This is a genomic window from Staphylococcus auricularis, from assembly GCF_001500315.1.
Taxonomy (GTDB): Bacteria; Bacillota; Bacilli; order Staphylococcales; family Staphylococcaceae; genus Staphylococcus; species Staphylococcus auricularis.
In genome coordinates this window covers 61,871-81,700 of the sequence record NZ_LLER01000002.1, presented here as the reverse complement: position 1 = coordinate 81,700, position 19,830 = coordinate 61,871, and the positions used below count along the sequence as shown (strand labels likewise).

22 protein-coding genes and 1 pseudogene are annotated in these 19,830 nt (G+C 38.1%); 12 read left to right on the top strand and 11 right to left on the bottom strand.

The window, feature by feature from the left end:
- Positions 1 to 150 precede the first annotated feature (150 nt).
- The 4 genes from APS80_RS01100 to APS80_RS01085 all read right to left on the bottom strand — a co-directional run bounded on the left by APS80_RS01100 (position 151) and on the right by APS80_RS01085 (position 3,087).
- Positions 151 to 1,281, bottom strand: a complete 1,131-nt coding sequence (locus APS80_RS01100) for an NADH-dependent flavin oxidoreductase (protein ID WP_059106438.1) — start codon at positions 1,279 to 1,281, stop codon at positions 151 to 153.
- A 301-nt stretch (positions 1,282 to 1,582) separates the two neighbouring features.
- A complete protein-coding gene (gene ygs, locus APS80_RS01095) occupies positions 1,583 to 1,963 on the bottom strand; it encodes a S1 domain-containing post-transcriptional regulator Ygs (protein WP_059106437.1) in 381 nt (126 codons plus the stop codon).
- Positions 1,964 to 2,210: 247 nt separating this feature from the next.
- Positions 2,211 to 2,468, bottom strand: a complete 258-nt coding sequence (locus tag APS80_RS01090) for a DUF1871 family protein (protein WP_059106436.1) — start codon at positions 2,466 to 2,468, stop codon at positions 2,211 to 2,213.
- A 22-nt stretch (positions 2,469 to 2,490) separates the two neighbouring features.
- A complete protein-coding gene (locus tag APS80_RS01085) occupies positions 2,491 to 3,087 on the bottom strand; it encodes a peptidylprolyl isomerase (RefSeq protein WP_059106435.1) in 597 nt (198 codons plus the stop codon).
- A gap of 67 nt (positions 3,088 to 3,154) precedes the next feature.
- Between APS80_RS01085 and APS80_RS01080 the strand changes: the two genes are divergently transcribed.
- From APS80_RS01080 to APS80_RS01035, 10 genes are all read left to right on the top strand, one after another.
- Entirely contained in the window at positions 3,155 to 3,538 is a 384-nt protein-coding gene (locus APS80_RS01080; protein ID WP_059106434.1) for a kinase-associated lipoprotein B, read from the top strand.
- 123 nt (positions 3,539 to 3,661) lie between these two features.
- Positions 3,662 to 6,076, top strand: coding sequence for a Na+/H+ antiporter subunit A (locus APS80_RS01075; RefSeq protein ID WP_059106433.1), 2,415 nt, complete (start codon positions 3,662 to 3,664; stop codon positions 6,074 to 6,076).
- Entirely contained in the window at positions 6,060 to 6,488 is a 429-nt protein-coding gene (locus APS80_RS01070) for a Na(+)/H(+) antiporter subunit B (protein ID WP_059106432.1), read from the top strand. The genes APS80_RS01075 and APS80_RS01070 overlap by 17 nt, the downstream gene beginning before the upstream one ends.
- Positions 6,488 to 6,835, top strand: coding sequence for a Na+/H+ antiporter Mnh1 subunit C (gene mnhC1, locus APS80_RS01065; protein WP_059106431.1), 348 nt, complete (start codon positions 6,488 to 6,490; stop codon positions 6,833 to 6,835). The genes APS80_RS01070 and mnhC1 overlap by 1 nt, the downstream gene beginning before the upstream one ends.
- Entirely contained in the window at positions 6,822 to 8,318 is a 1,497-nt protein-coding gene (locus APS80_RS01060; protein WP_059106430.1) for a Na+/H+ antiporter subunit D, read from the top strand. Before mnhC1 ends, APS80_RS01060 begins: the two co-directional genes overlap by 14 nt.
- A 1-nt stretch (position 8,319) precedes the next feature.
- On the top strand, positions 8,320 to 8,802 hold the full coding sequence (gene mnhE1 / locus APS80_RS01055; RefSeq protein ID WP_059106429.1) for a Na+/H+ antiporter Mnh1 subunit E: 483 nt from the start codon (positions 8,320 to 8,322) through the stop codon (positions 8,800 to 8,802).
- Positions 8,799 to 9,092, top strand: a complete 294-nt coding sequence (locus APS80_RS01050) for a Na(+)/H(+) antiporter subunit F1 (protein WP_059106428.1) — start codon at positions 8,799 to 8,801, stop codon at positions 9,090 to 9,092. The genes mnhE1 and APS80_RS01050 overlap by 4 nt, the downstream gene beginning before the upstream one ends.
- Positions 9,070 to 9,426: a Na+/H+ antiporter subunit G1 gene (locus tag APS80_RS01045; RefSeq protein ID WP_059106427.1), complete on the top strand. Its 357-nt coding sequence runs from the start codon at positions 9,070 to 9,072 to the stop codon at positions 9,424 to 9,426. Before APS80_RS01050 ends, APS80_RS01045 begins: the two co-directional genes overlap by 23 nt.
- Before the next feature lie 153 nt (positions 9,427 to 9,579).
- A complete protein-coding gene (locus tag APS80_RS01040; RefSeq protein WP_059106426.1) occupies positions 9,580 to 10,737 on the top strand; it encodes an NAD(P)-binding domain-containing protein in 1,158 nt (385 codons plus the stop codon).
- 334 nt (positions 10,738 to 11,071) lie between these two features.
- Positions 11,072 to 11,425 (top strand): DUF3139 domain-containing protein, encoded by a 354-nt coding sequence (locus tag APS80_RS01035; RefSeq protein ID WP_059106425.1) that lies wholly within the window; start codon positions 11,072 to 11,074, stop codon positions 11,423 to 11,425.
- Between the two features lie 47 nt (positions 11,426 to 11,472).
- Here APS80_RS01035 and APS80_RS01030 read toward each other — a convergent pair whose 3' ends face one another.
- The 6 genes and pseudogenes from APS80_RS01030 to APS80_RS01005 form a co-directional block, all read right to left on the bottom strand.
- Positions 11,473 to 11,850: a PaaI family thioesterase gene (locus tag APS80_RS01030; protein WP_059106424.1), complete on the bottom strand. Its 378-nt coding sequence runs from the start codon at positions 11,848 to 11,850 to the stop codon at positions 11,473 to 11,475.
- 47 nt (positions 11,851 to 11,897) lie between these two features.
- Positions 11,898 to 13,214, bottom strand: coding sequence for a Na+/H+ antiporter family protein (locus tag APS80_RS01025; RefSeq protein WP_059106423.1), 1,317 nt, complete (start codon positions 13,212 to 13,214; stop codon positions 11,898 to 11,900).
- A gap of 138 nt (positions 13,215 to 13,352) precedes the next feature.
- Positions 13,353 to 14,824: pseudogene (locus APS80_RS01020) on the bottom strand (M17 family metallopeptidase).
- Positions 14,825 to 14,953: 129 nt separating this feature from the next.
- The gene (locus tag APS80_RS01015; protein WP_059106422.1) at positions 14,954 to 16,168 is read right to left on the bottom strand and encodes an NAD(P)/FAD-dependent oxidoreductase; all 1,215 of its coding nucleotides are present in this window, start codon (positions 16,166 to 16,168) and stop codon (positions 14,954 to 14,956) included.
- 504 nt (positions 16,169 to 16,672) lie between these two features.
- Entirely contained in the window at positions 16,673 to 17,032 is a 360-nt protein-coding gene (locus tag APS80_RS01010) for a HesB/IscA family protein (RefSeq protein WP_059106421.1), read from the bottom strand.
- A gap of 57 nt (positions 17,033 to 17,089) precedes the next feature.
- Positions 17,090 to 17,326: a YuzB family protein gene (locus APS80_RS01005; RefSeq protein ID WP_059106420.1), complete on the bottom strand. Its 237-nt coding sequence runs from the start codon at positions 17,324 to 17,326 to the stop codon at positions 17,090 to 17,092.
- A 484-nt stretch (positions 17,327 to 17,810) separates the two neighbouring features.
- On the opposite strand from APS80_RS01005, the gene APS80_RS01000 reads away from it, so the two are divergent.
- A complete protein-coding gene (locus APS80_RS01000) occupies positions 17,811 to 18,875 on the top strand; it encodes an NAD(P)/FAD-dependent oxidoreductase (RefSeq protein ID WP_059106419.1) in 1,065 nt (354 codons plus the stop codon).
- A gap of 90 nt (positions 18,876 to 18,965) precedes the next feature.
- Here APS80_RS01000 and APS80_RS00995 read toward each other — a convergent pair whose 3' ends face one another.
- Entirely contained in the window at positions 18,966 to 19,292 is a 327-nt protein-coding gene (locus tag APS80_RS00995; protein ID WP_059106418.1) for a YuzD family protein, read from the bottom strand.
- 217 nt (positions 19,293 to 19,509) lie between these two features.
- Between APS80_RS00995 and APS80_RS00990 the strand changes: the two genes are divergently transcribed.
- On the top strand, positions 19,510 to 19,752 hold the full coding sequence (locus tag APS80_RS00990) for a NifU family protein (protein WP_059106417.1): 243 nt from the start codon (positions 19,510 to 19,512) through the stop codon (positions 19,750 to 19,752).
- Positions 19,753 to 19,830: the final 78 nt, after the last annotated feature.

The window sequence follows — 19,830 nt, the reverse complement described above, 5'->3', positions numbered from 1 at the left end:
AAACGCATTTTTCACAATTGTGCGTCTTTTTAGCAAAAATGAGTGCCTCTGGGCCCTATTTTTCAAATAAAAATTATGCCAAAACATTAAAAAAGCACCTCGGTACATGTCTTGCACATGCGCCGAGATGCGAATTGTAATTAAATACTATTATTTATCATCTTTACGTGGAACACGATAGAATCCTTTATTAAATTGTTCCCACAGTTTTGGAGGTAATTGGTGTAAGTCTTCTCGTTCTGGGTCGAACGTCACATCAATTTCATCTTCTTTACCTGCAGCGAGTTTACTGATGAATTCTGCATCTAAGAGGATGCCTCGACCTAAGGCAACGAGTTCAATGTCACCGCTATTAATCGCTTCTAATGCATGCTCTGCATCATAAACTTGACCGATACCGATGAGAGGTACACGACCGTTAATCCAGTCATGAATGGTTTTAAGGCGTTTTTCACCTTGATATTTACCTTCACGTGTTGTGGAATTCATTTTCCATAATGAAACGTGAATGTAATCAATGGGTCTTTCTAGTAACATATTAACCAATGTTTCAGTGTTTTCCATTGTAATACCTGGTTTTTCCGCTTCTTCTGGAGATAAACGGTAACCGATAATAAAATCATCATCAGCATATTTTTGAACAACATCAACGACTTCATCAATGACACGACGAGGGAATAATAAACGATCTTCACCCCATTGATCATCGCGACGATTGTAATATGGAGAGACGAATTGATGTAAAAGATAGTGATTTGCGCCGTGAAGTTCTACACCATCAAAGCCAGCCTCGATAGCGCGACGTGTAGCTTCACCAAAGTCGTGAATCGTCGCTTCAATTTCATCATGTGTGAGTTCACGTGCGTGGTGTTCAGGGTAGCCGAAGCTTTCCATATCAACTGGACTTGGTGCTGCAACATCGCCATTTGGAGTAAACTCAGGTAAGCCTTGTGCACCACCGTGATGGATTTGTACCACTGCTTTAGCGCCATTCTTTTTCATTTCTTTAGCTAAACGCGTCATACCTTCAACATCTGAATCATGTGCAACTGACGGTTCACCTGGGAAGGCTTTACCGATGTCAGTCACAAAACTGGCTGCCGTAATAGCTAAGCCCACATCTTTAGAACGTAATGCCATGTGCTCGAGTTCTTCATCTGAGACAGTACCATCTTCATGAGAAGACACGTGTGTTAAAGGGGCAAGTGTAAAACGATTCTTAAGCTTAGCACCATTTGGCAAGGTTAAAGGATCAAAAAGCGGTTTGAATTTTTCGTTCATCGTAATAAAACCTCCTATATTTAATAACTGGGTTTAGTTTAACTTAAATTAATTATATCTATGAAGTGATTTGCTTTGCACCACTTATATTTTTAAAACATTACTATTAGGATACAGAATCACGCTCATTACAAGCTTTGTTGCTGAAGGTAAAATCACCTTCAACATATAAAAAACGGTGCGCCCTATCAACTATCATTGATAGCACACACCGTCTTTTCTACTTGAATTCGTATATCTTCAAGCGCATCTCTATAGCGTCGAGATATGTTGTTCTAATCTCTGGCTAGAACCAAACAATTTACGATTCTTTAATTGCTTGTTTGGACTGTTTAATCCAACCTGGCAAGCGTTCTTTAATTGTTTGAAACCCATATTTTTCGGTTTCTTTAATTTCATCCAATACTGAGCGTTTTTCTTTCTTACGTTCATAATTTTTAAAATAATCGTTATCCTTTAAAGACAGGTTTAATTTGCCTTCGTCATCAATAGATATAATCTTCGCTTTGACAACTTGTCCTATTGATAAAAATTTTCGTAAGTTATGCACATAATCATCCATGATTTCGGAGATGTGAATTAATCCATCAGTATTGTCAGGGGTTTCAACAAAAGCGCCATACGGTTGAATACCAGTCACACGTACTTTAATATGTTGACCTACTTTATATTGAAAATCCAACGTGATAACCCCTTGTACTTTTAATTAACAATATAATGATAGCACAAATGAATGCTGTCGACTAACATAAAGCAGGGAAAATATGGATTTAACTTTAGTTACAAGTAAGTAATATGACCTTCCACTCGTTTTTTAATAAGAAATTGCCTCTATAAAACAAAAAGTGAAACTACCCTGCTGTAGACAATTTCACTTTGGTAAATCTATCGATGCTGTTCAAGTCCCCTATTTTCAGCCTCATTCAAAACTACAAACTACAATGTGTCTGTAATTGTGTCGCTTCAACCGCTTTATCGTAGCATGCGTCAAAAGGCACTTCTTCTTCAAAAGTGAAACGATAAATGTCTTGGAAGCGATGTGCGATGAATTGAGGATCTTCATATTGATGAACAATATCCATCATGTCGTAGACTTCAGCATCACCCATGGATTGTTCAGGTAAATGCATCGGATTCCAATCAGCTAATAACTGATATAAACGGATGTTGACTTCACTGTTATCCATTTAACGTTCTCCTTTCAATATTTTACTTATCTTCGACGTCGATTGTTTCAATTACAACATCATGAACTGGTTTATCTTGAGCACCTACTTTTGTTGCTGCGATATCTTCTAATGTGTCTTCACCTTCAATGAGTTGACCAAATACCGTATGTTTTTGGTCTAACCAAGGTGTACCACCGTGTGTGCCATATGCCTCGACGATCGGTTCAGGCCAGCCACCTTGTGATAATTGACTTAGCATTGTATCTGGGACTTCGTTCATTTGTACGACGAAAAATTGTGAACCATTTGTATTTGGACCTGAATTAGCCATAGAGAGCGCGCCGTATAAATTGAATAATTGTAATGAAAATTCATCTTCAAATGCTGCACCATAAATGCTCTCGCCACCCATACCTGTTGCCGTAGGGTCACCACCTTGAATCATGAAGTCATGAATAACACGGTGGAATGTAATGCCATCATAGTAACCATTTTTCGCATGAGTTACGAAATTTTCAACTGTTTTAGGTGCTAAATCTGGGAATAATTTAAATGTCATATCGCCTTTATTCGTATGCATCGTTAGTTTAAATTCATTCTCTTGAATTTCTTTATTTAATTGAGGATAATTCGTCATTTTCATTCTCCGTTTCATGTTAAGATATGATATATCATTTTAACACAAATAAGAGAGGATGTATTCAATGACATTATATCGATTTGCCCATAAAACGGGCGTGTACGGTGTGACGATTAAAGAAGAAACTGAGGATAAAGTCCTCGTTCAAGTAGAACAAGTAATCAAGCATCCGAAACAAGGTGACCTGCATCATCCAACAGAAACGGAAAATGTCTTTTTCCATGAACGTCGTGCACTCAGTCATTATGAAAAGCGCTATACACCTAAGTCAGCTCTTAAACCGTTCAACGTAGAAGTGATGAACTACGAAGATTCTTTGCAACAAGCGATTACCGACTTAGAAAATAAACTCAAACAACAAGATACGAACCATGCACAATTATCCCTCAAAAACTTGTCACAATTGAAAGAAGATTACGGTCGTCAATATAAACATACCTTTAAATAGTCCCTTTCTCTACCTATTTAATAGTGCTCAAAATTCCCTGAATGACACCTTTGCGTCGTTTTTCAGAATGGGGCGATTGATGTATAATGAAACTACATTAGCTTATTTAAGGAGGGGCAAAATATGAGCTGGTTACATATAGCGGTGCTCTTACCGCTAATATTCGCAGTTATCATCCCTATCTTGTATCGCTTCCAAAAACGCATACATTTAGGTTGGTTTGTATTGCCTGTCCCTGTCGTTTTATTTATTTATTTCTTAACTTATATTTCGACAACCATGTCAGGTAATCCAATTTTGCGACATCTAAACTGGATGCCTCAATTTGGCATGAATTTTGACTTATACGTGGACGGTTTAAGTCTGCTATTCAGTCTTTTAATTACAGGTATCGGCAGTTTAGTCGTATTGTATTCAATCGGCTATTTGAGTAAAAAAGAACAGCTCGGTAACTTCTACTGTTACTTATTACTCTTTATGGGGGCAATGTTAGGCGTTGTATTATCTGATAACGTCATCATTTTATACTTATTTTGGGAGTTAACCTCATTCTCTAGTTTCTTATTAATTTCATTCTGGAGAACCAAACAAAAATCACTATATGGTGCCCAAAAATCACTGATTATCACCGTCTTCGGTGGGGTTTCCTTATTAGGTGGTATCATCTTATTATCTATCGCGGGAAATTCAACAAGTATTCGTGAACTCATTGCGAATGCAGATCAAATTCAAACGAGTCCTTACTTTATCTTAGCCATGGTACTTATTCTTTTAGGTGCGATGACTAAATCTGCACAAGTTCCGTTTTACATTTGGTTACCAGACGCAATGGAAGCACCAACACCTGTCAGTGCGTATCTCCACTCAGCAACAATGGTTAAAGCAGGTATTTATCTTGTTGCACGTATGACACCGATATTTGCGGTATCACAAGGCTGGATTTGGGCAGTGACAGCAGTCGGTCTCATCACATTATTCTGGGCTTCATTAAATGCGACAAAACAACAAGACTTAAAAGGTATCCTCGCATTTTCTACCGTATCTCAACTCGGTATGATTATGGCCATGCTCGGTATCGGTGCGGTAAGTTATCATTACCAAGGTGAAAACAGTCAGCTATATGCTGCAGCATTCACAGCAGCGATCTTCCACTTGATTAACCACGCTACATTCAAAGGTGGTCTCTTCATGGTGGCAGGTGATGTCGATCACTCAACAGGTACACGTGATGTTAAAAAACTTGGTGGTTTGTTGACTATCATGCCGATCACATTCACCATTACAATCATCACTGCATTAAGTATGGCTGGTGTACCACCGTTCAATGGTTTCTTATCTAAAGAAAACTTCTTAGAAAGCATGCTCGAAGTGACAAATGCGGGTATCTTCTCACTCAATACAATTGGTATCTTAATTCCTATCGTTGCGATCGTGGGTAGTATCTTTACATTTGTTTATTCTGTGCGTTTTATCGGCCAAATCTTCTTAGGTTCTTATAAACCTGATCAATTACCGAATAAACCACATGAAGTCTCTATCTTAATGTTATTATCACCCGGAATATTAGCCATTCTTGTTATCGTATTTGGCTTCTTCCCAGGTATCATTGCGAATACGATTATTTCCCCTGCAGTCAACGCAGTGAGCAAGACTCCGATTGGTCATGTCGAATTCCATTTCTTCCATGGCTTCACACCGGCGTTCTTCTCTACATTAGCGGTCTATGCTGTAGGTATCTTAATGATCTTAACGTTCAGCTATTGGGTTCGTTTACTCAAAGCTCAACCGGATGTATTAAAATTCAACCACTGGTACGACACAATTGGTAATTACATCCCTAGTACATCAAGCAAATTAACAAACAGTTATGTGACTGGATTTACACGTAATAACTTAATCATTATCTTTATCTCACTCATCGCTATCACAGCTGTGACATTACTCGTCACACCGTTTAGTTTAAACTTTGACGATGTGAGTCAAATTCGACCATTCGAATTAATCATCATCGTTATTATTCTCACAGCTGCAACGATGATTGTCTTTGCACGCTCAAGATTGTTCAGCATCATCATGGCGAGTGCGGTAGGTTATTCAGTCGCGATATTCTTTATCTTCTTTAATGCGCCTGACTTAGCTTTAACACAATTCGTCGTTGAATCTATTTCTACAGCATTATTCTTATTATGTTTCTATCACCTACCAAACTTAAATCGACATAAAGAAACGCCGTCATTCAAATTGACGAACTTCTTAGTCGCACTAGGTACAGGTGCTGTTGTGACGATCTTAGGTTTAATCGCATACAGCAACCGTTACTTTGACTCAATCAATTCATTCTACAAAGAACATGTCTTTGATTTGGCTCATGGTAAAAATATGGTCAACGTCATCCTCGTCGACTTTCGTGGTACCGATACATTATTCGAATCATCTGTACTTGGTATTGCAGGACTCGGTGTTTATACGATGATTAAATTACGTGCGAAACATAAACACGAATATGAAGGAGGTCAAGACGATGAACAGACAGAATAATAATTTAATCTTTCAGTTTTCAGCAGTCGTGATTTTCTTCCTCATCGTCATGTTTGGACTATCACTCTTCTTAGCTGGTCACTATACACCTGGTGGCGGCTTCGTTGGGGGTCTACTCTTATCAAGTGCACTCGTCATTATCACTGTGGCATTTGATATTAAAACGATGCGTAAAATCTTCCCTTGGGATTTCAAAATCTTAATCGGTATTGGGCTTGTCTTTTGTGCAACCACACCAATGGCGAGCTGGTTGTACGATAAAAACTTCTTCACCCATACCCCATTTGAAATTCCGCTAGGTATCTTAGAACCTATGGAACTACATACGGCTACGTTCTTTGACTTAGGCGTAATGTTAGCAGTTATAGGGACTGTAATGACTATCATTTTAGCGATTGGAGAGAATGAGTAATGGAAATACTAATGATATTCGTATGTGGTATTCTCACAACGATGAGTGTGTATCTCATTCTTTCTAAAAGTTTGATACGCATCATTATCGGGACTACCCTACAAACACACACTGCCAATTTATTCATCATCACAATGGGTGGATTGAAAAAAGGTGAAGTACCTATTTTCGAAAAAGGCGTAACGGAATATGTGGATCCTATTCCACAAGCATTGATCTTAACCGCTATCGTTATTTCATTTGCGGTAACTGCTTTCTTCCTTGTACTCGCCTTTAGAAGTTATAAAGAGTTAGGTACGGACAACGTAGAAAATATGAGGGGAGTGTTAGACGATGATCGAAAGTAATTTGATTGTAGGTTTACTACTCATCCCTATCTTTACAGCACTCGTATTACTCTTTATCGGTAAGCGACCACGTATTAAACGTTATGTCGCATTAACTGGGACAATCTTAACCTTGATCGTTGCAATCATTAACTTTATCAACGTCTGGCGAGACGGCCCAATTAAACTAGAACTTGGTTCTTGGGACGCACCTTACAGTATCGTCTTTGTCGTTGACGTATTTAGTGGTTTACTTGTCATCACAAGTTTAATCGTAACGATGTTAATCATACTTTATTCTTACCGTTCAGTCGGTTTGTTTAGAGAAACATACTATTATTACTTCTCAATTATGTTCATGATTACTGGGGTTATCGGCGCATTCATCACAGGAGACATCTTCAACTTATTCGTATTCTTCGAAGTGTTCCTCATGGCGTCTTACATCCTATTAGTAATCGGTGGTACGAACATACAACTTAGCGAAACGATCAAATACTTACTCGTGAACGTGACTAGTTCAGCTTTCTTCGTTATCGCAGTCGGTATTCTCTACTCTGTCGTCGGTACGTTGAACTTAGCTGATATCAGCGATAAATTAAGCACATTATCTGCACACGATAGTCAGATTGTTAATATCGTGTTCATCATGTTCATTTTCGTCTTTGCGACAAAAGCAGGTATGTTCCCAATGTTCGTTTGGTTACCTGGTGCTTATTACGCACCACCTGCAGCCATCATCGCATTCTTTGGTGCCCTACTTACTAAAGTCGGTGTTTATGCAATGGCAAGAACAGTCAGTCTCTTCTTCAGAGATACCGCAAGCTTTTCATACTACGTCATCTTGTTCTTAGCGATTCTAACGATCATCTTTGGTTGTGTTGGTGCCATCAGTTATTACGATGCGAAAAAAATCATCCTTTACAACATCATGATTGCGGTTGGTGTCATTTTAGTCGGTGTCGCTATGATGAACGAAGCAGGTATGATGGGTGCCATTTATTACACCCTTAACGATATGTTAATCAAAGCTGCCCTCTTCTTTTTAGTCGGCATTATGTATAAAATTACGAAAACCAACGACTTGCGGCAATACGGCGGACTTATCAAGCACTATCCAGTATTAGGTTGGACATTCTTTATCGCAGCACTCAGCTTAGCAGGTATTCCACCGCTCAGTGGTTTCTACGGTAAATTCTACATTGTCCAAGCAACCTTTGAAAAAGGATTCTACATTACTGGTATTGTCGTGCTCTTATCAAGTTTAGTTGTGCTTTACTCAGTGATTCGCATCTTCCTCAAAGGCTTTTTCGGAGAAGCCAAAGGTTATACGTATAGTAAAAACAATCGTCACCGTGGCTTAATTACTGTAGCAGTGATTGCCGTAGCGGTTACAGTTATTTATGCGTTATCTGCAGATGCGTTATATCCAGTCGTTAAAGAAGCAGCTGAACCATTTATCAATCCTAGTGTTTACGTAGACAGTGTATTGGGGGGTAAATAATATGGCAGTACAAATCCTATTAAATCTCATATTATCCGTCTTCTGGTTATTCGTTACCGGAAGCTATACACTGAATAACTTTATCTTAGGTTACCTCTTTGCGCTGATTTTAGTTTACTTAATGAGAGGTATCCTACCAGGTCGTTTTTACATCAAAACATTTTATAAAATCATCAAATTGGTCGGTGTGTTTTTAATCGAACTCATTAAAGCCAACATTGATGTACTTCGTATTATTTTAAAACCGAAGTTAAAACATGAACCTGCTTTCTTTGTGTATCACACAGATTTAACGACAGATTGGCAAATCGTATTACTTTCAAATCTCATCACATTAACACCGGGTACCGTCGTCTTAGGTGTGAGTGATGATCGTACTAAAATTTTCATCCATTGCATTGATTTCAGTACAACAGAGGAAGAAACAGAAAGTATTAAATCGTCACTTGAAAAAGTCGTAAGAGAGGTAGGCGAATCTGAATGAATTACAATATTATCCTCATCATTGCGTTAGTTATTGTCGCGTTATCTATGTTAGGCATGTTAGTGCGTGTCATCATTGGACCTACGCTTGCAGATAGAGTTGTCGCCATCGATGCAATGGGTATCCAACTCATGGCTATCGTTGCCTTATTCAGTATCTTCTTAGGTACTGAGTACATGATTGTGGCAATTCTATTAATCGGTATACTCGCCTTCTTAGGTACAGCAGTATTCGCGAAATTTATGGATAAAGGTAAGGTGATTGAATATGATAACGACGATCATCATTAGTATCTCACTGATCCTCGTTATCCTTGGATCACTGATCAGTGCGATTGCTTCACTTGGGCTCATTAGATTAAGAGATGTCTATGAACGTTCCCATGCAGCTGGTAAAGCAGCAACACTCGGTGCGATGCTACTGATTACAGGCGTCTTCCTCTTCTTTATCGGAAGAGATGGTTACGTCAACATGCAACTCATCATCGGTATTATATTCATACTGATCACTGGCCCACTTTCAAGTCACTTGATCGTGAAGTCAGCTTACAACTTGAAATCACCTGCTTCTAAGCATACGAAATATGACGGTGTGAAAGAAGATTTAAAAGATAAAAAAGTGTGAGACAAATATAAAGGTCGGAATCCTATGAGGTTCCGACCTTTTTTGTATGACCATAAAATAATGATGCCATCTTATCTCAATGTATATTGTCATGGGCGCCATGATATGGTATATTAAATCGTAATAGTTACGATTTTAAAGAGGTGCATGATCATGACAAATTGGACAATCATAGGCGGTGGTATTCAAGCAGTTACAATAGCGATTAAATTGCGCACAGAAGGCCTTCCCGCCAATTCACTTACAATGATTGACCCCCACGCGTCATTATGTGAACAATTCAAGAAATACACTGCGCGCATTGATATGCCGTTTTTACGCTCTCCTTGTGTACATCACTGTCATCCAGATCCCTTCCACTTGAAGAAATATGCGAAGAAAAATCAGTTTACCAATGCGTATTTAGGAAAATATAAACGTCCTCAGCGCGATATGTTTATGTATCATATTCATGATTTAGTGCATCAGTATGATTTAAATGATACCCACATGCAAGGTTATGTGGAACACATAGAACGTTTAGGTCAACAATGGCATATTACCCTATCAGACCAACAACAGTTGATTACAGACTATGTCATTATCGCAGCAGGTTGTACTGAAACACCTAACATACCTGACATGTACCAAAATCAACCTGACGTACAACATATCTTTGAAGACGGCGAGATCAATTACGATGACACCTCACATGTCGTCGGCAGTGGTATCAGTGCAGCTCATTTATGTCATCGCCTACTAACTGAGCACCCTGAAAAGCAACTCCATTTATGGATGAATAAAGATATCGAGATACATGATTTCGATGCAGACCCAGGTTGGCTTGGGCCGAAAAATATGACCCACTTTAGTCAAATCGAATCTTCTGAACAACGTATGCATATTCTAACTCGTGAGCGTCATAAAGGTTCGATGCCACAAGATCTCTATTTACGTCTCAAAAAACATATTGAGAAAGGACGTATTATAAGACATCAAATCCCAATTAAAGCGATTAAAGATCATCAAATACACACTAAAGACGGTAGCTATACCTATGACCATATCTTGTTAGCTACAGGCTTTAAAAATACGATGTTGCAAGCGCCATACATTAAAGACTTGATTTTAAACCATCATGCACCCATGGCTCAATGTGGCCTACCAAGTATCACGCCAGAACTCGAATGGTTACCACAATTATTCGTCGCAGGTGGCTTAGCAGACCTAGAACTCGGCCCATTCGCAAGAAATATTATGGGTGGTCGCGAAGCAGCCAATCGTATCGCAAGTTATTATACCGCGCAACAGCCCCAAGTTTCTAACGCCTAATATAACGGGAAGGGAACGTCGAAGTACAATGTTGGGTAGCATTTCGACGTTCCCCTCCCTTTATATCATTAATATGTAATCCAAAAGTATAATATATTGAGAAGGAAACACCGAAATCGTTATTTCGATGTTTCCTTTTTGTATGACTTTGTTTCATCAAATTTAGAATTCCTAGCCTCTACGTTTACGCTTCCAGCTATTTAAACTTTACCCTTTAATAAAGGTTATTTTTCATACTTATTTCTTCTATTATTTGACTTATTATACGCACTAGCACATTATAAAAATATAATAATATGAATGCATCTTTAATTTTAATTTAAAGGAGTTTTTGATGAAAAAAGTATTGAAAATTACTTTGATGATAGTAATTATTTTAACAATTATAATTTCATTGTTTTGTTTAGATAGGTATATGTATCAAAAACATAAAGAAGAAAAAATACAACAAGAAGTACATCAAATTTTTAAACAAAAAGGTTGGGAAGATAAAGTCAAAAGTGAAGAAAATATGTTTTCTTATAATACGGGGTATAACTATTATGAAGTCGTTTTTAAAGATGAACCGTACAATGTATATCAATACTATTATGATGAAGATAATAAGATTGTAGGAGATGCATTTTTAAATCTCCCACGCAATGCAAAGAAACCTAAAAATTTCAAAGAGTCATATGATATTAAATAAAAAAGCGCAATGAAGTAATTAAGTTCAACTTCACTGCGCTTCTTGTATTATTTGCGGGGCTTGATAGCGACCGTGCCTCTCATGACACTGATTAAACGTCCTGTGTCATCTGTAATGTCGATATTCCATACTTGTGTAGTTTTGCCTGCATGAAGCACTTTCGCTGTCGCATAGACCGTGCCTTCCGTCGTAGATGCAATATGATTGGCATTCATTTCTAGCCCTAATGGAATGTATTGTGACGTATCAATCATCAATGCAGCTCCTATTGAGCATGCCGTTTCTCCTAGCGCTAAATTCGCACCACCGTGTAAATAGCCAAAGGGCTGTTTTACACGATCTGTCACTGGCATGGACATCACAACATAACCTTCTTTTTGTGTTTCAACTTCCATACCTAACGTTTCTAACATATTGGTATCCATTTCATTCATCCTCACTTCAACGTTATTCATTGTTTACTTACTATTCATTATAAAACCATTGCAGCGATTGTGCCAAAAATGATTAATGGAATATTAAAGAAGACAAAGTTTGGAATACAAGTATCTCTGATATGGTCGTGTTGTCCGTCGACATTTAGCCCTGCCGTAGGTCCTAATGTAGAGTCACTAGCCGGTGAACCAGAGTCACCTAACGCACTCGCTGTACCGATTAATGCGATGAGTGCCATCGTGCTCAATCCTAATGCTTCACCGAGTGGAATAAATAACGCTGCAATGACTGGTATCGTCGCAAAGGATGATCCAATGCCTAATGTCACGATGAGTCCAACGACATACATGACGATGATACTAAGTAACTTATGATCACCTGTCACTTGGCTAATGCTTTGTACTAAATGTTCAATATCTCCTGTTTCATTCATCACACCCGCAAAACCATTAGCAGTTAATATCACAACACCGATATAAGCCATTAACTGTAACCCTTCAACAAACTGGTGATCGATGTTTTTCCATTTATAAACGCCTGAAATAAAGAAGATGAGTACACCTGCTAAAGCCCCAAAGATCATAGACTCTGTTAACATTTGAACGAAGAAAGTACCAATAATTGCTACAATCGTCACCCCAATGACGTAAGGTTTCAATTCTACGACGTTAGATGTCTCAGCTGGCTGTTTCGTCTCATAGTGACGACGTTTTCTGTAGAAAATTAATCCTAAAACCAAACCGACGATATAACCTAATGACGGAATAAGCATTGCCTTCCAAATCATATTAAATTCGATTGCATGATCCGCTTTGTCAAAACCATTTGCGATGATTTGGTGGAAAATTTGCCCAAACCCATAAGGCATGAGTACATAAGGAAAACATAACCCGAAGCCTAAAATTAACGCAATTTGGCGACGATCCATTTGAAGTTCATTAAACAAACTGATTAATGGTGGAATCACAATTGGGATAAAAGCAATATGTACGGGTATTAAATTTTGACTCAAAATACTAAGAATGAGTAAAGCAACCACGAGAACCACTTTGACTTTAATACGAGATTGCTTACTATCTTCAGCGTGGATTCCTTGAATCATTTTCCCTACTAAATAGTCGGTAATCCCACTATAAGAAATTAATGCTGCAAAGCCCCCGAGTAACGCATAACTTAACGCAACCTCTGCACCATCAACAATATTATCCGTAAAAACAGTCACGACCTCAGTGACATTCATACCTGCGATTAAGCCTCCAACAATCGCACTGATAAACAAGCTGATTACGACGTTCAACCGAAGTAAACAGAGTACGACCATCAGTATGACTGCTATGACCACAGCGTTTAGCAAAGTTCCCACTCCTTTATCTCATTAGCGGACTAAAGTGTTAATAGAGCTAATGGTATCAATTCACGAAATAAATGTCAATACACGCTAATAAAGCTGTGGATTTATTTGACTACAATAAAAAAAGCACGGTTAAGTTCACTAAAGTGAACGTAACCATGCGACGATTGTACGTACTAAGACGCCTGTTGGCCCTTTAGGCCCATTATAAGACGCAACGGGTGTGGTAGCCGTCCAGCCACATCAAAGTGTAAATGAGGTGTCTCACCAGCGAAATGACCAATAAAGGCCGCTGCAAACAGTGCTTTTCCTTGTTTATTTGTATGATTCACTAAATCGGCCACATCAGATTGACGTATACGTTGCTGTTCAGTTTGAGTCACTGGGAGTTCGAACAGAGATTCACCATATTGTTCTGCCAAGGTTAAAATGTCGCTCAATGGCGTCTCATCATTATTTTTAAAGACTGCTGCTTTATCTTCACCAAGCGCTACAATCGCTGCCCCTGTGAGTGTCGCAAAATCCATGATGACTTTAGGATTAAATTGGCTCGCATAATGCACTGCGTCACCTAATACTAAGCGTCCTTCTGCATCACTGTTTAATACCTCGACAGACTCACCACTGTGCGCATAGAACACGTCGTCTGGTTTCATGGCTGCATCACTGATCATATTTTCAGCAATCGCTAATACTCCAACGAGATTCACAGGTAATTTAAGCTGACGTGCTGCTTCAATCATTGCGACGACATTCGCTGAACCACACATATCAAATTTCATCTCTTGCATACCTGTTTTTGTTTTGATGGAATAGCCACCTGAATCATAAGTAATGCCTTTACCTACTAGCGCAATCGGAGACGCATCTTGTGGTCCGCCATGATACGTTAACGTCACAAGTGCAGGTTCGTGCATGGATCCTTTTCCTACTGCGTGGATGAGTCCAAAGCCTTCTCGTTCGAGTGATTCACCATTTTTGATATCGACTTCGACCGTACTTTGAGCGAAGTGTTGTTCGATGAGTTTGGCATAGTACGCAGGCGTTAAGATGTTCGGTGTTAATTGACTAAAATTACGTGCCAAGTTTATACTTTGTCCGATGATTTGACCTTGATTAACTGAATTTGAAAAGGCTTCGTCTGATTCTATGATATTGAGGTTCAATTCGTAAGCTGTTTTCTCAGATGTTTTAAAACTATCAAATCGATAAATCGCACGCTCACTTTGAATACCCATGACTTCAGCTATTTGGTCAGTAGATTCAGTTAAATCTAACGTTTCAAATAATAAATCAGCGTGAGTGATCTTTTCTTGCTTTAAAAATTGGAACAGATAACCAAATGCACGTGATAACGTCGTTTCAGTAGCTTCTTTTAACGTACCTAAACCTACTGTTACGAGTCTTATCGGTTGTCCATTTAGATGATAAAGTGTTGAGTTGATGCGTCCAACATCACGCGTCACCATGTTCAAATCTTCTAATTCTGTTAAGTCTTTAACTAGATTCTGTTGTTCGAGTTCAAGTTGAGATAACGCCTCAAGTTCTTCTGACAATCCTAAAATCACGGTGTTAGAAATTCTTTTACTATGATATGTAAACTGTGTTGTCATGTGGATCCCCCTTTTTGTTTAATAAAAAAAGAGCGAAACAGAAACCTAAGTTTACACTTGATCTCTGTCTCACTCCTTCTCAGTGATGACCTATTCATATGGTCATTCTATTTTAAGTTTAGTTATGAATTAAAATTTACCTTTTTTGTAAGCTAAGCCGATACCGCCAAGTTTGAAGATAGAACGTGTATCGATAACTTTTTTCAAGAATGAAGCTTTTTTACCTTTGATATCTTTACCGTAAACAGTACCGATACCATCATGTTGACCTAGTGAGCAAACTGTACCACGGTTAACGAAGTTGAATGGAACTGTTGGTTGACCGTGTAATAAGAGTTCGATGTTTTTAGCAGTATGTTCACCTTGTTGCATAGCGATTTGAGCTGTTGTTGGTAATGGACGTTCTTCGCCTTCTGGGATGAATGCTGAGCAGTCACCGATAACGAAGATGTCATCGTAGCCATCGATTGTTAAGTCTTGGCTGTTGATGATACGACCACGTTTAACGCCTTCGAATGCGTCATCCATGATGTGGTTACCTCGAACACCAGCTGCCCATACAGTAGTGTTAGCTTCTAATTGTTCTTCTTTTTCATCGTCGCCTACTTTAACTACGAAACCTTTTTCGTTAGTAGCTGTGATAGGTGTACCGATTCTGAATTCAATACCTCTTTCTTCTAAGTAGTTAACTGCGTAGTTAACAAGTTCTTCTGAGAATTGAGGTAAGATTTTAGACATAGCTTCTACACAAGTGATTTTAACTTTGTTAGGATCTACGCCGTATTTGTTGCAAAGTTCTGGAACACGTTCAGTTAATTCACCTAAGAATTCGATACCTGTGAATCCAGCACCACCAACTAAGATAGCTAAGTCTTTGTCATCTTTGTCTTTAGAAGCTGCGTAGTTCGCAAATTTATCTTCGATGTGACGAGATAATTTACGTGCAGTTAAGATGTTTTCGATTTGGAATGCATAGTCTTTCATTCCGTCGATACCAAATGTTTCAGGTTCGAAACCTAAAGCGACAACTAAGATATCGAAGTTGAATACACCTGCGTCTGTTTCAACTTTTTTAGCGTTGCGATCAATTTTAGTAACTTCACCTTTAATGAAGTTTACTTTATCTTCATTTATCGCACTGCTGATAGGATAAATGATATCTTCATAGCTTCTTGTACCTACTGAAGCTTCATGAAGTAATGTTGATTCGTAGTGGTAATCATTTTTGTTGATTAAAGTAATTTCTGCTTCATCTTTAGGAAGTTGTTTTTGTAATTTAGTAACTGTTTGTAAGCCAGCGTAACCTGCACCTAAAACTACTACTTTTTTACGTTCTTGAGCCATTATATTCACCTAAACTTTCGTTAATATTTTGTTGCACTACAGTCTTTCGCTATACCACATAACGTGATGTAGCCACCGCTAAGCGCTGTTGTTAACTGTTTGTCATTTGAGGCAATTCTCTATCAAACCGTAATAAACACACTACAATTCATGTTTATCCTGCACGACTTACGCAAATATTTAAAACTGTGTGACGTAAATAAAATCACTCCATTTTAATAAATGAAGTTAATATTATTATATGTAACACAGCTACGATATCTATATATATACCCCAATTTTTGCAAACTATTCATAGAAAAGACATTTTTCATCCACATTTAATTTTATAGTTTTTACCTTATCTTTTCAAGCACTAATCAAATGATATATGGATTTTCATAAATATTTTCATAAAAAAACAAGGCACAATCTAAATCAGTTAGAAGTCATGCCTTGCTCAATGTATTCATGTCTCAATCTTGTTTCATCAAATGAAACTGTACACGCTGGAAACAAAATGGATTAGCAATCTTCAGGTGTACCCGCTACTTTAGCTGTGCGGAAAGAACTACCACAACCACAAGATGCAATGGCGTTTGGATTCTCAATTTGGAAACCGCCACCCATCAATGATTGTTTGAAGTCGATGGTCGTACCGTTTAAAACGGGAATATCGTCTCTATCTACTAACACTTTTAAACCGTAGAATTCGCTGACTTCGTCGTTTTCTCCTGGTGCTTCTTCTGCTGACATGCCGTAAGTTAAACCGGTACATCCGCCACCGTTTACTTTTAGTTTTAAGTAACCATCTTCCATTTCATTTTGTTTCAGCATATCTTTTACTTCGTATGCTGCAGCTTCTGTTAAGTTAATTGCAGACATGAAAATCTACTCCTTTATATCGTAAATTGAACTATCTATATCATCATGTTCATGTGATTAGAATATCCAAGTTTCTTTAATGTGATCGTATATGTTTTGTAGCAATTCTTCAGGTGTATCGCCTTTGACGAAATCGCCATTCACTAATGCATACAACGAAGATGAGCAAAGCCCACAACATTGTAAGCAACCGTATTCTAACACATCAACATTCGGATCTTTGTCTAATTCATTATAAACGTAATCTCCGCCTTTTGCCATATTTGATATGCAGAATTCTACTATTGGATTCATTTGACACCCTCTCAATAAATTATCGATTGTTGTATTATATCAAATTCAAACCGCTCCTGCTTAATAACTTGCTTAAAAATATGACGCGGAATCTCATCTTTAAATCTTATGAAAACTTTGCTTCAAATTCCCTTTCTATAGTTGGAAAATACTGCTATTTCAACGGTTGTCACAATTTTATCAAATTTGTTTGTAGTCATATTTGAAAACGTTTATAATGAAATTGAACAAAACATAGTTTCCATGAGACGCGATCGTCTTGTACATACATTGTCGTTCAATAAATAACGCCACACGATATGATGAAATAACGATATCATATATGTAACAAGACATCACGACGCTATGTTTCATTTTATATGTTAGGGGCTAGTGCATCACATTTCACGCAGTAAATATGACGCACGTGATTAAAGGGGAATCAACATAACGTAATTTAATGAGCTAGCGCCAGAAATAATTTTAAATAAAGGGGTATTGAGAAATGAAGAACTTAGTATTACTTGGTGGAGGCTATGGTAATATGCGTATCTTATCTTGTATATTACCCAACGCTATACCGGATGACTATGTCATTACACTAATTGACCGCATGCCATATCATAGTTTAAAACCAGAATTTTACGAACTTGCAGCAGGAACGAAATCAGATAAGGATTTAAGAATTGAATTTCCACAATCTGATCAACTCAACATCGTATATGGTGAAATCACTGATATCGACTTAGACGGTCAAATCATCACTGTGGGTAACAACAAGGTCGATTACGATGAGCTCATTATCGGTTTAGGTTGTGAAGACAAATACCATAATGTACCTGGTGCAGAGGAACACACGCACAGTATTCAAACACTTTCTAAATCGAGAGATACATTTTTACATATCAGTGAACTGCCGAAAGATGCTTCAGTCGGTATCGTGGGGGCTGGACTCAGCGGTATTGAACTCGCGAGCGAATTACGTGAAAGTCGTAAAGATTTAAACGTCATTCTCTACGATCGTGGTGAACGCATCCTTCCTGCCTTTCCTGAAAAATTAAGCCGTTATATTGCAAAATGGTTCAAGAAAAACAACGTCAATGTCGTCGCAAATTCTAATATTACGAAAGTTGAACCAGGTGTTATTTACAATAATGACCAACCTGAATCACTCGATCTTGTCGTATGGACAGCAGGAATCCAACCGGTTGAAATTGTACGTCAATTGCCAATTGATACAAGTAAAAGTGGCCGTGTTATCTTGAACCAATATCATCAAGTGCCAACCTACCCTAATGTTTATGTGGTTGGTGACTGCGCAGAATTACCATTTGCGCCAAGTGCGCAACTCGCTGAAAATCAAGGTGACCAAATCGCACATGTCCTTAAAACACAATGGGAAGGCAAGCCGCTTCCTGAAAAAATGCCTGAGATCAAAATTCAAGGTTTCTTAGGTTCTTTAGGAGACAAACAAGGTTTTGCTTATATCATGGATCGGACAGTGACAGGTCGCTTAGCCTCTATTTTAAAATCAGGGGTACTATGGCTCTATAAATATCACAATGGTTAATCCCGAACTTTTAACCAATACACGAATAATAGCAGGATGGCATGATAATGCCACCCTGCTATTTCTATATCACTTTCTCATTTTTTACACTTAAACGGTATGACCTTGGTAATTGTCTAAGAATCTCGTAATATCTTTTAACTGAATAAATCCATCCGCAACATATTCATCATCCATTGTGATGAGTGGATAGAATAATTCGTCTTGTTCAATTTGTTCAATATAATGTTGATCGTGATCTGAAAGGTTTTCTGTATCCTTTTCAATATCGATATACGTATATTCAAAGTCGATATCTGGATATTTTCTTTTGAGTAACGGTTGTAACCAGTCATACGTATTTTTAGAAGTCGGTGCGTTGACACAACTTGCACACACAACATCTGCTCCATAGACTACGACACTGATCTTTTTCATCTTTATATCCCCCTTGTAGCTTCACGTTTTACCTCGCTTGTAACGCGTCAAACATATCTAGCTTTACTGTAGCGCATCCCCCTTGTTAAAGTAAAGTTAATCGCTTATCCTCATCTTTAAAATTAAATGGAATGATGGATTTTTCTAGGTGTTTCTTTTATAATTAAATCATAATCATAACGAGACGAATTACTTAAGTTGAAAGGAGGCATCTTAAATGCCTACTGAAAATGCAACCATGTTCGACCAAGTGGCTGAAGTCATTGAAAAATTACGTCCATTCTTACTCAGAGACGGCGGTGACTGCTCACTCGTTGACGTTGAAGATGGTATCGTAAAACTACAACTACACGGTGCTTGTGGTACCTGCCCAAGTTCAACGATTACTTTAAAAGCCGGCATCGAACGCGCACTTCACGAAGAAGTTCCTGGTGTCATCGAAGTTGAACAAGTCTTCTAATTACTAAATTCCAAAATTATTCATCCAAAAATCATTTTTCACGAACAAAATCAACAATCATCCATTTGAAACTCAAAA

Bases quoted from the DNA above. Each gene is read 5' to 3' on its own strand.
- APS80_RS00995 (WP_059106418.1), bottom strand. From the start codon at position 19,292: ATGAAAAAGATCAGTGTCGTAGTCTATGGAGCAGATGTTGTGTGTGCA.
- APS80_RS01085 (WP_059106435.1), bottom strand. From the start codon at position 3,087: ATGACGAATTATCCTCAATTAAATAAAGAAATTCAAGAGAATGAATTT.
- APS80_RS00990 (WP_059106417.1), top strand. From the start codon at position 19,510: ATGCCTACTGAAAATGCAACCATGTTCGACCAAGTGGCTGAAGTCATT.
- APS80_RS01075 (WP_059106433.1), top strand. From the start codon at position 3,662: ATGAGCTGGTTACATATAGCGGTGCTCTTACCGCTAATATTCGCAGTT.
- APS80_RS01070 (WP_059106432.1), top strand. From the start codon at position 6,060: ATGAACAGACAGAATAATAATTTAATCTTTCAGTTTTCAGCAGTCGTG.
- APS80_RS01040 (WP_059106426.1), top strand. From the start codon at position 9,580: ATGACAAATTGGACAATCATAGGCGGTGGTATTCAAGCAGTTACAATA.
- APS80_RS01035 (WP_059106425.1), top strand. From the start codon at position 11,072: ATGAAAAAAGTATTGAAAATTACTTTGATGATAGTAATTATTTTAACA.
- APS80_RS01005 (WP_059106420.1), bottom strand. From the start codon at position 17,326: ATGAATCCAATAGTAGAATTCTGCATATCAAATATGGCAAAAGGCGGA.
- APS80_RS01100 (WP_059106438.1), bottom strand. From the start codon at position 1,281: ATGAACGAAAAATTCAAACCGCTTTTTGATCCTTTAACCTTGCCAAAT.
- APS80_RS01000 (WP_059106419.1), top strand. From the start codon at position 17,811: ATGAAGAACTTAGTATTACTTGGTGGAGGCTATGGTAATATGCGTATC.
- APS80_RS01080 (WP_059106434.1), top strand. From the start codon at position 3,155: ATGACATTATATCGATTTGCCCATAAAACGGGCGTGTACGGTGTGACG.
- APS80_RS01010 (WP_059106421.1), bottom strand. From the start codon at position 17,032: ATGTCTGCAATTAACTTAACAGAAGCTGCAGCATACGAAGTAAAAGAT.
- APS80_RS01090 (WP_059106436.1), bottom strand. From the start codon at position 2,468: ATGGATAACAGTGAAGTCAACATCCGTTTATATCAGTTATTAGCTGAT.
- APS80_RS01045 (WP_059106427.1), top strand. From the start codon at position 9,070: ATGATAACGACGATCATCATTAGTATCTCACTGATCCTCGTTATCCTT.
- APS80_RS01050 (WP_059106428.1), top strand. From the start codon at position 8,799: ATGAATTACAATATTATCCTCATCATTGCGTTAGTTATTGTCGCGTTA.
- APS80_RS01015 (WP_059106422.1), bottom strand. From the start codon at position 16,168: ATGGCTCAAGAACGTAAAAAAGTAGTAGTTTTAGGTGCAGGTTACGCT.
- APS80_RS01060 (WP_059106430.1), top strand. From the start codon at position 6,822: ATGATCGAAAGTAATTTGATTGTAGGTTTACTACTCATCCCTATCTTT.
- mnhC1 (WP_059106431.1), top strand. From the start codon at position 6,488: ATGGAAATACTAATGATATTCGTATGTGGTATTCTCACAACGATGAGT.
- mnhE1 (WP_059106429.1), top strand. From the start codon at position 8,320: ATGGCAGTACAAATCCTATTAAATCTCATATTATCCGTCTTCTGGTTA.
- APS80_RS01030 (WP_059106424.1), bottom strand. From the start codon at position 11,850: ATGGATACCAATATGTTAGAAACGTTAGGTATGGAAGTTGAAACACAA.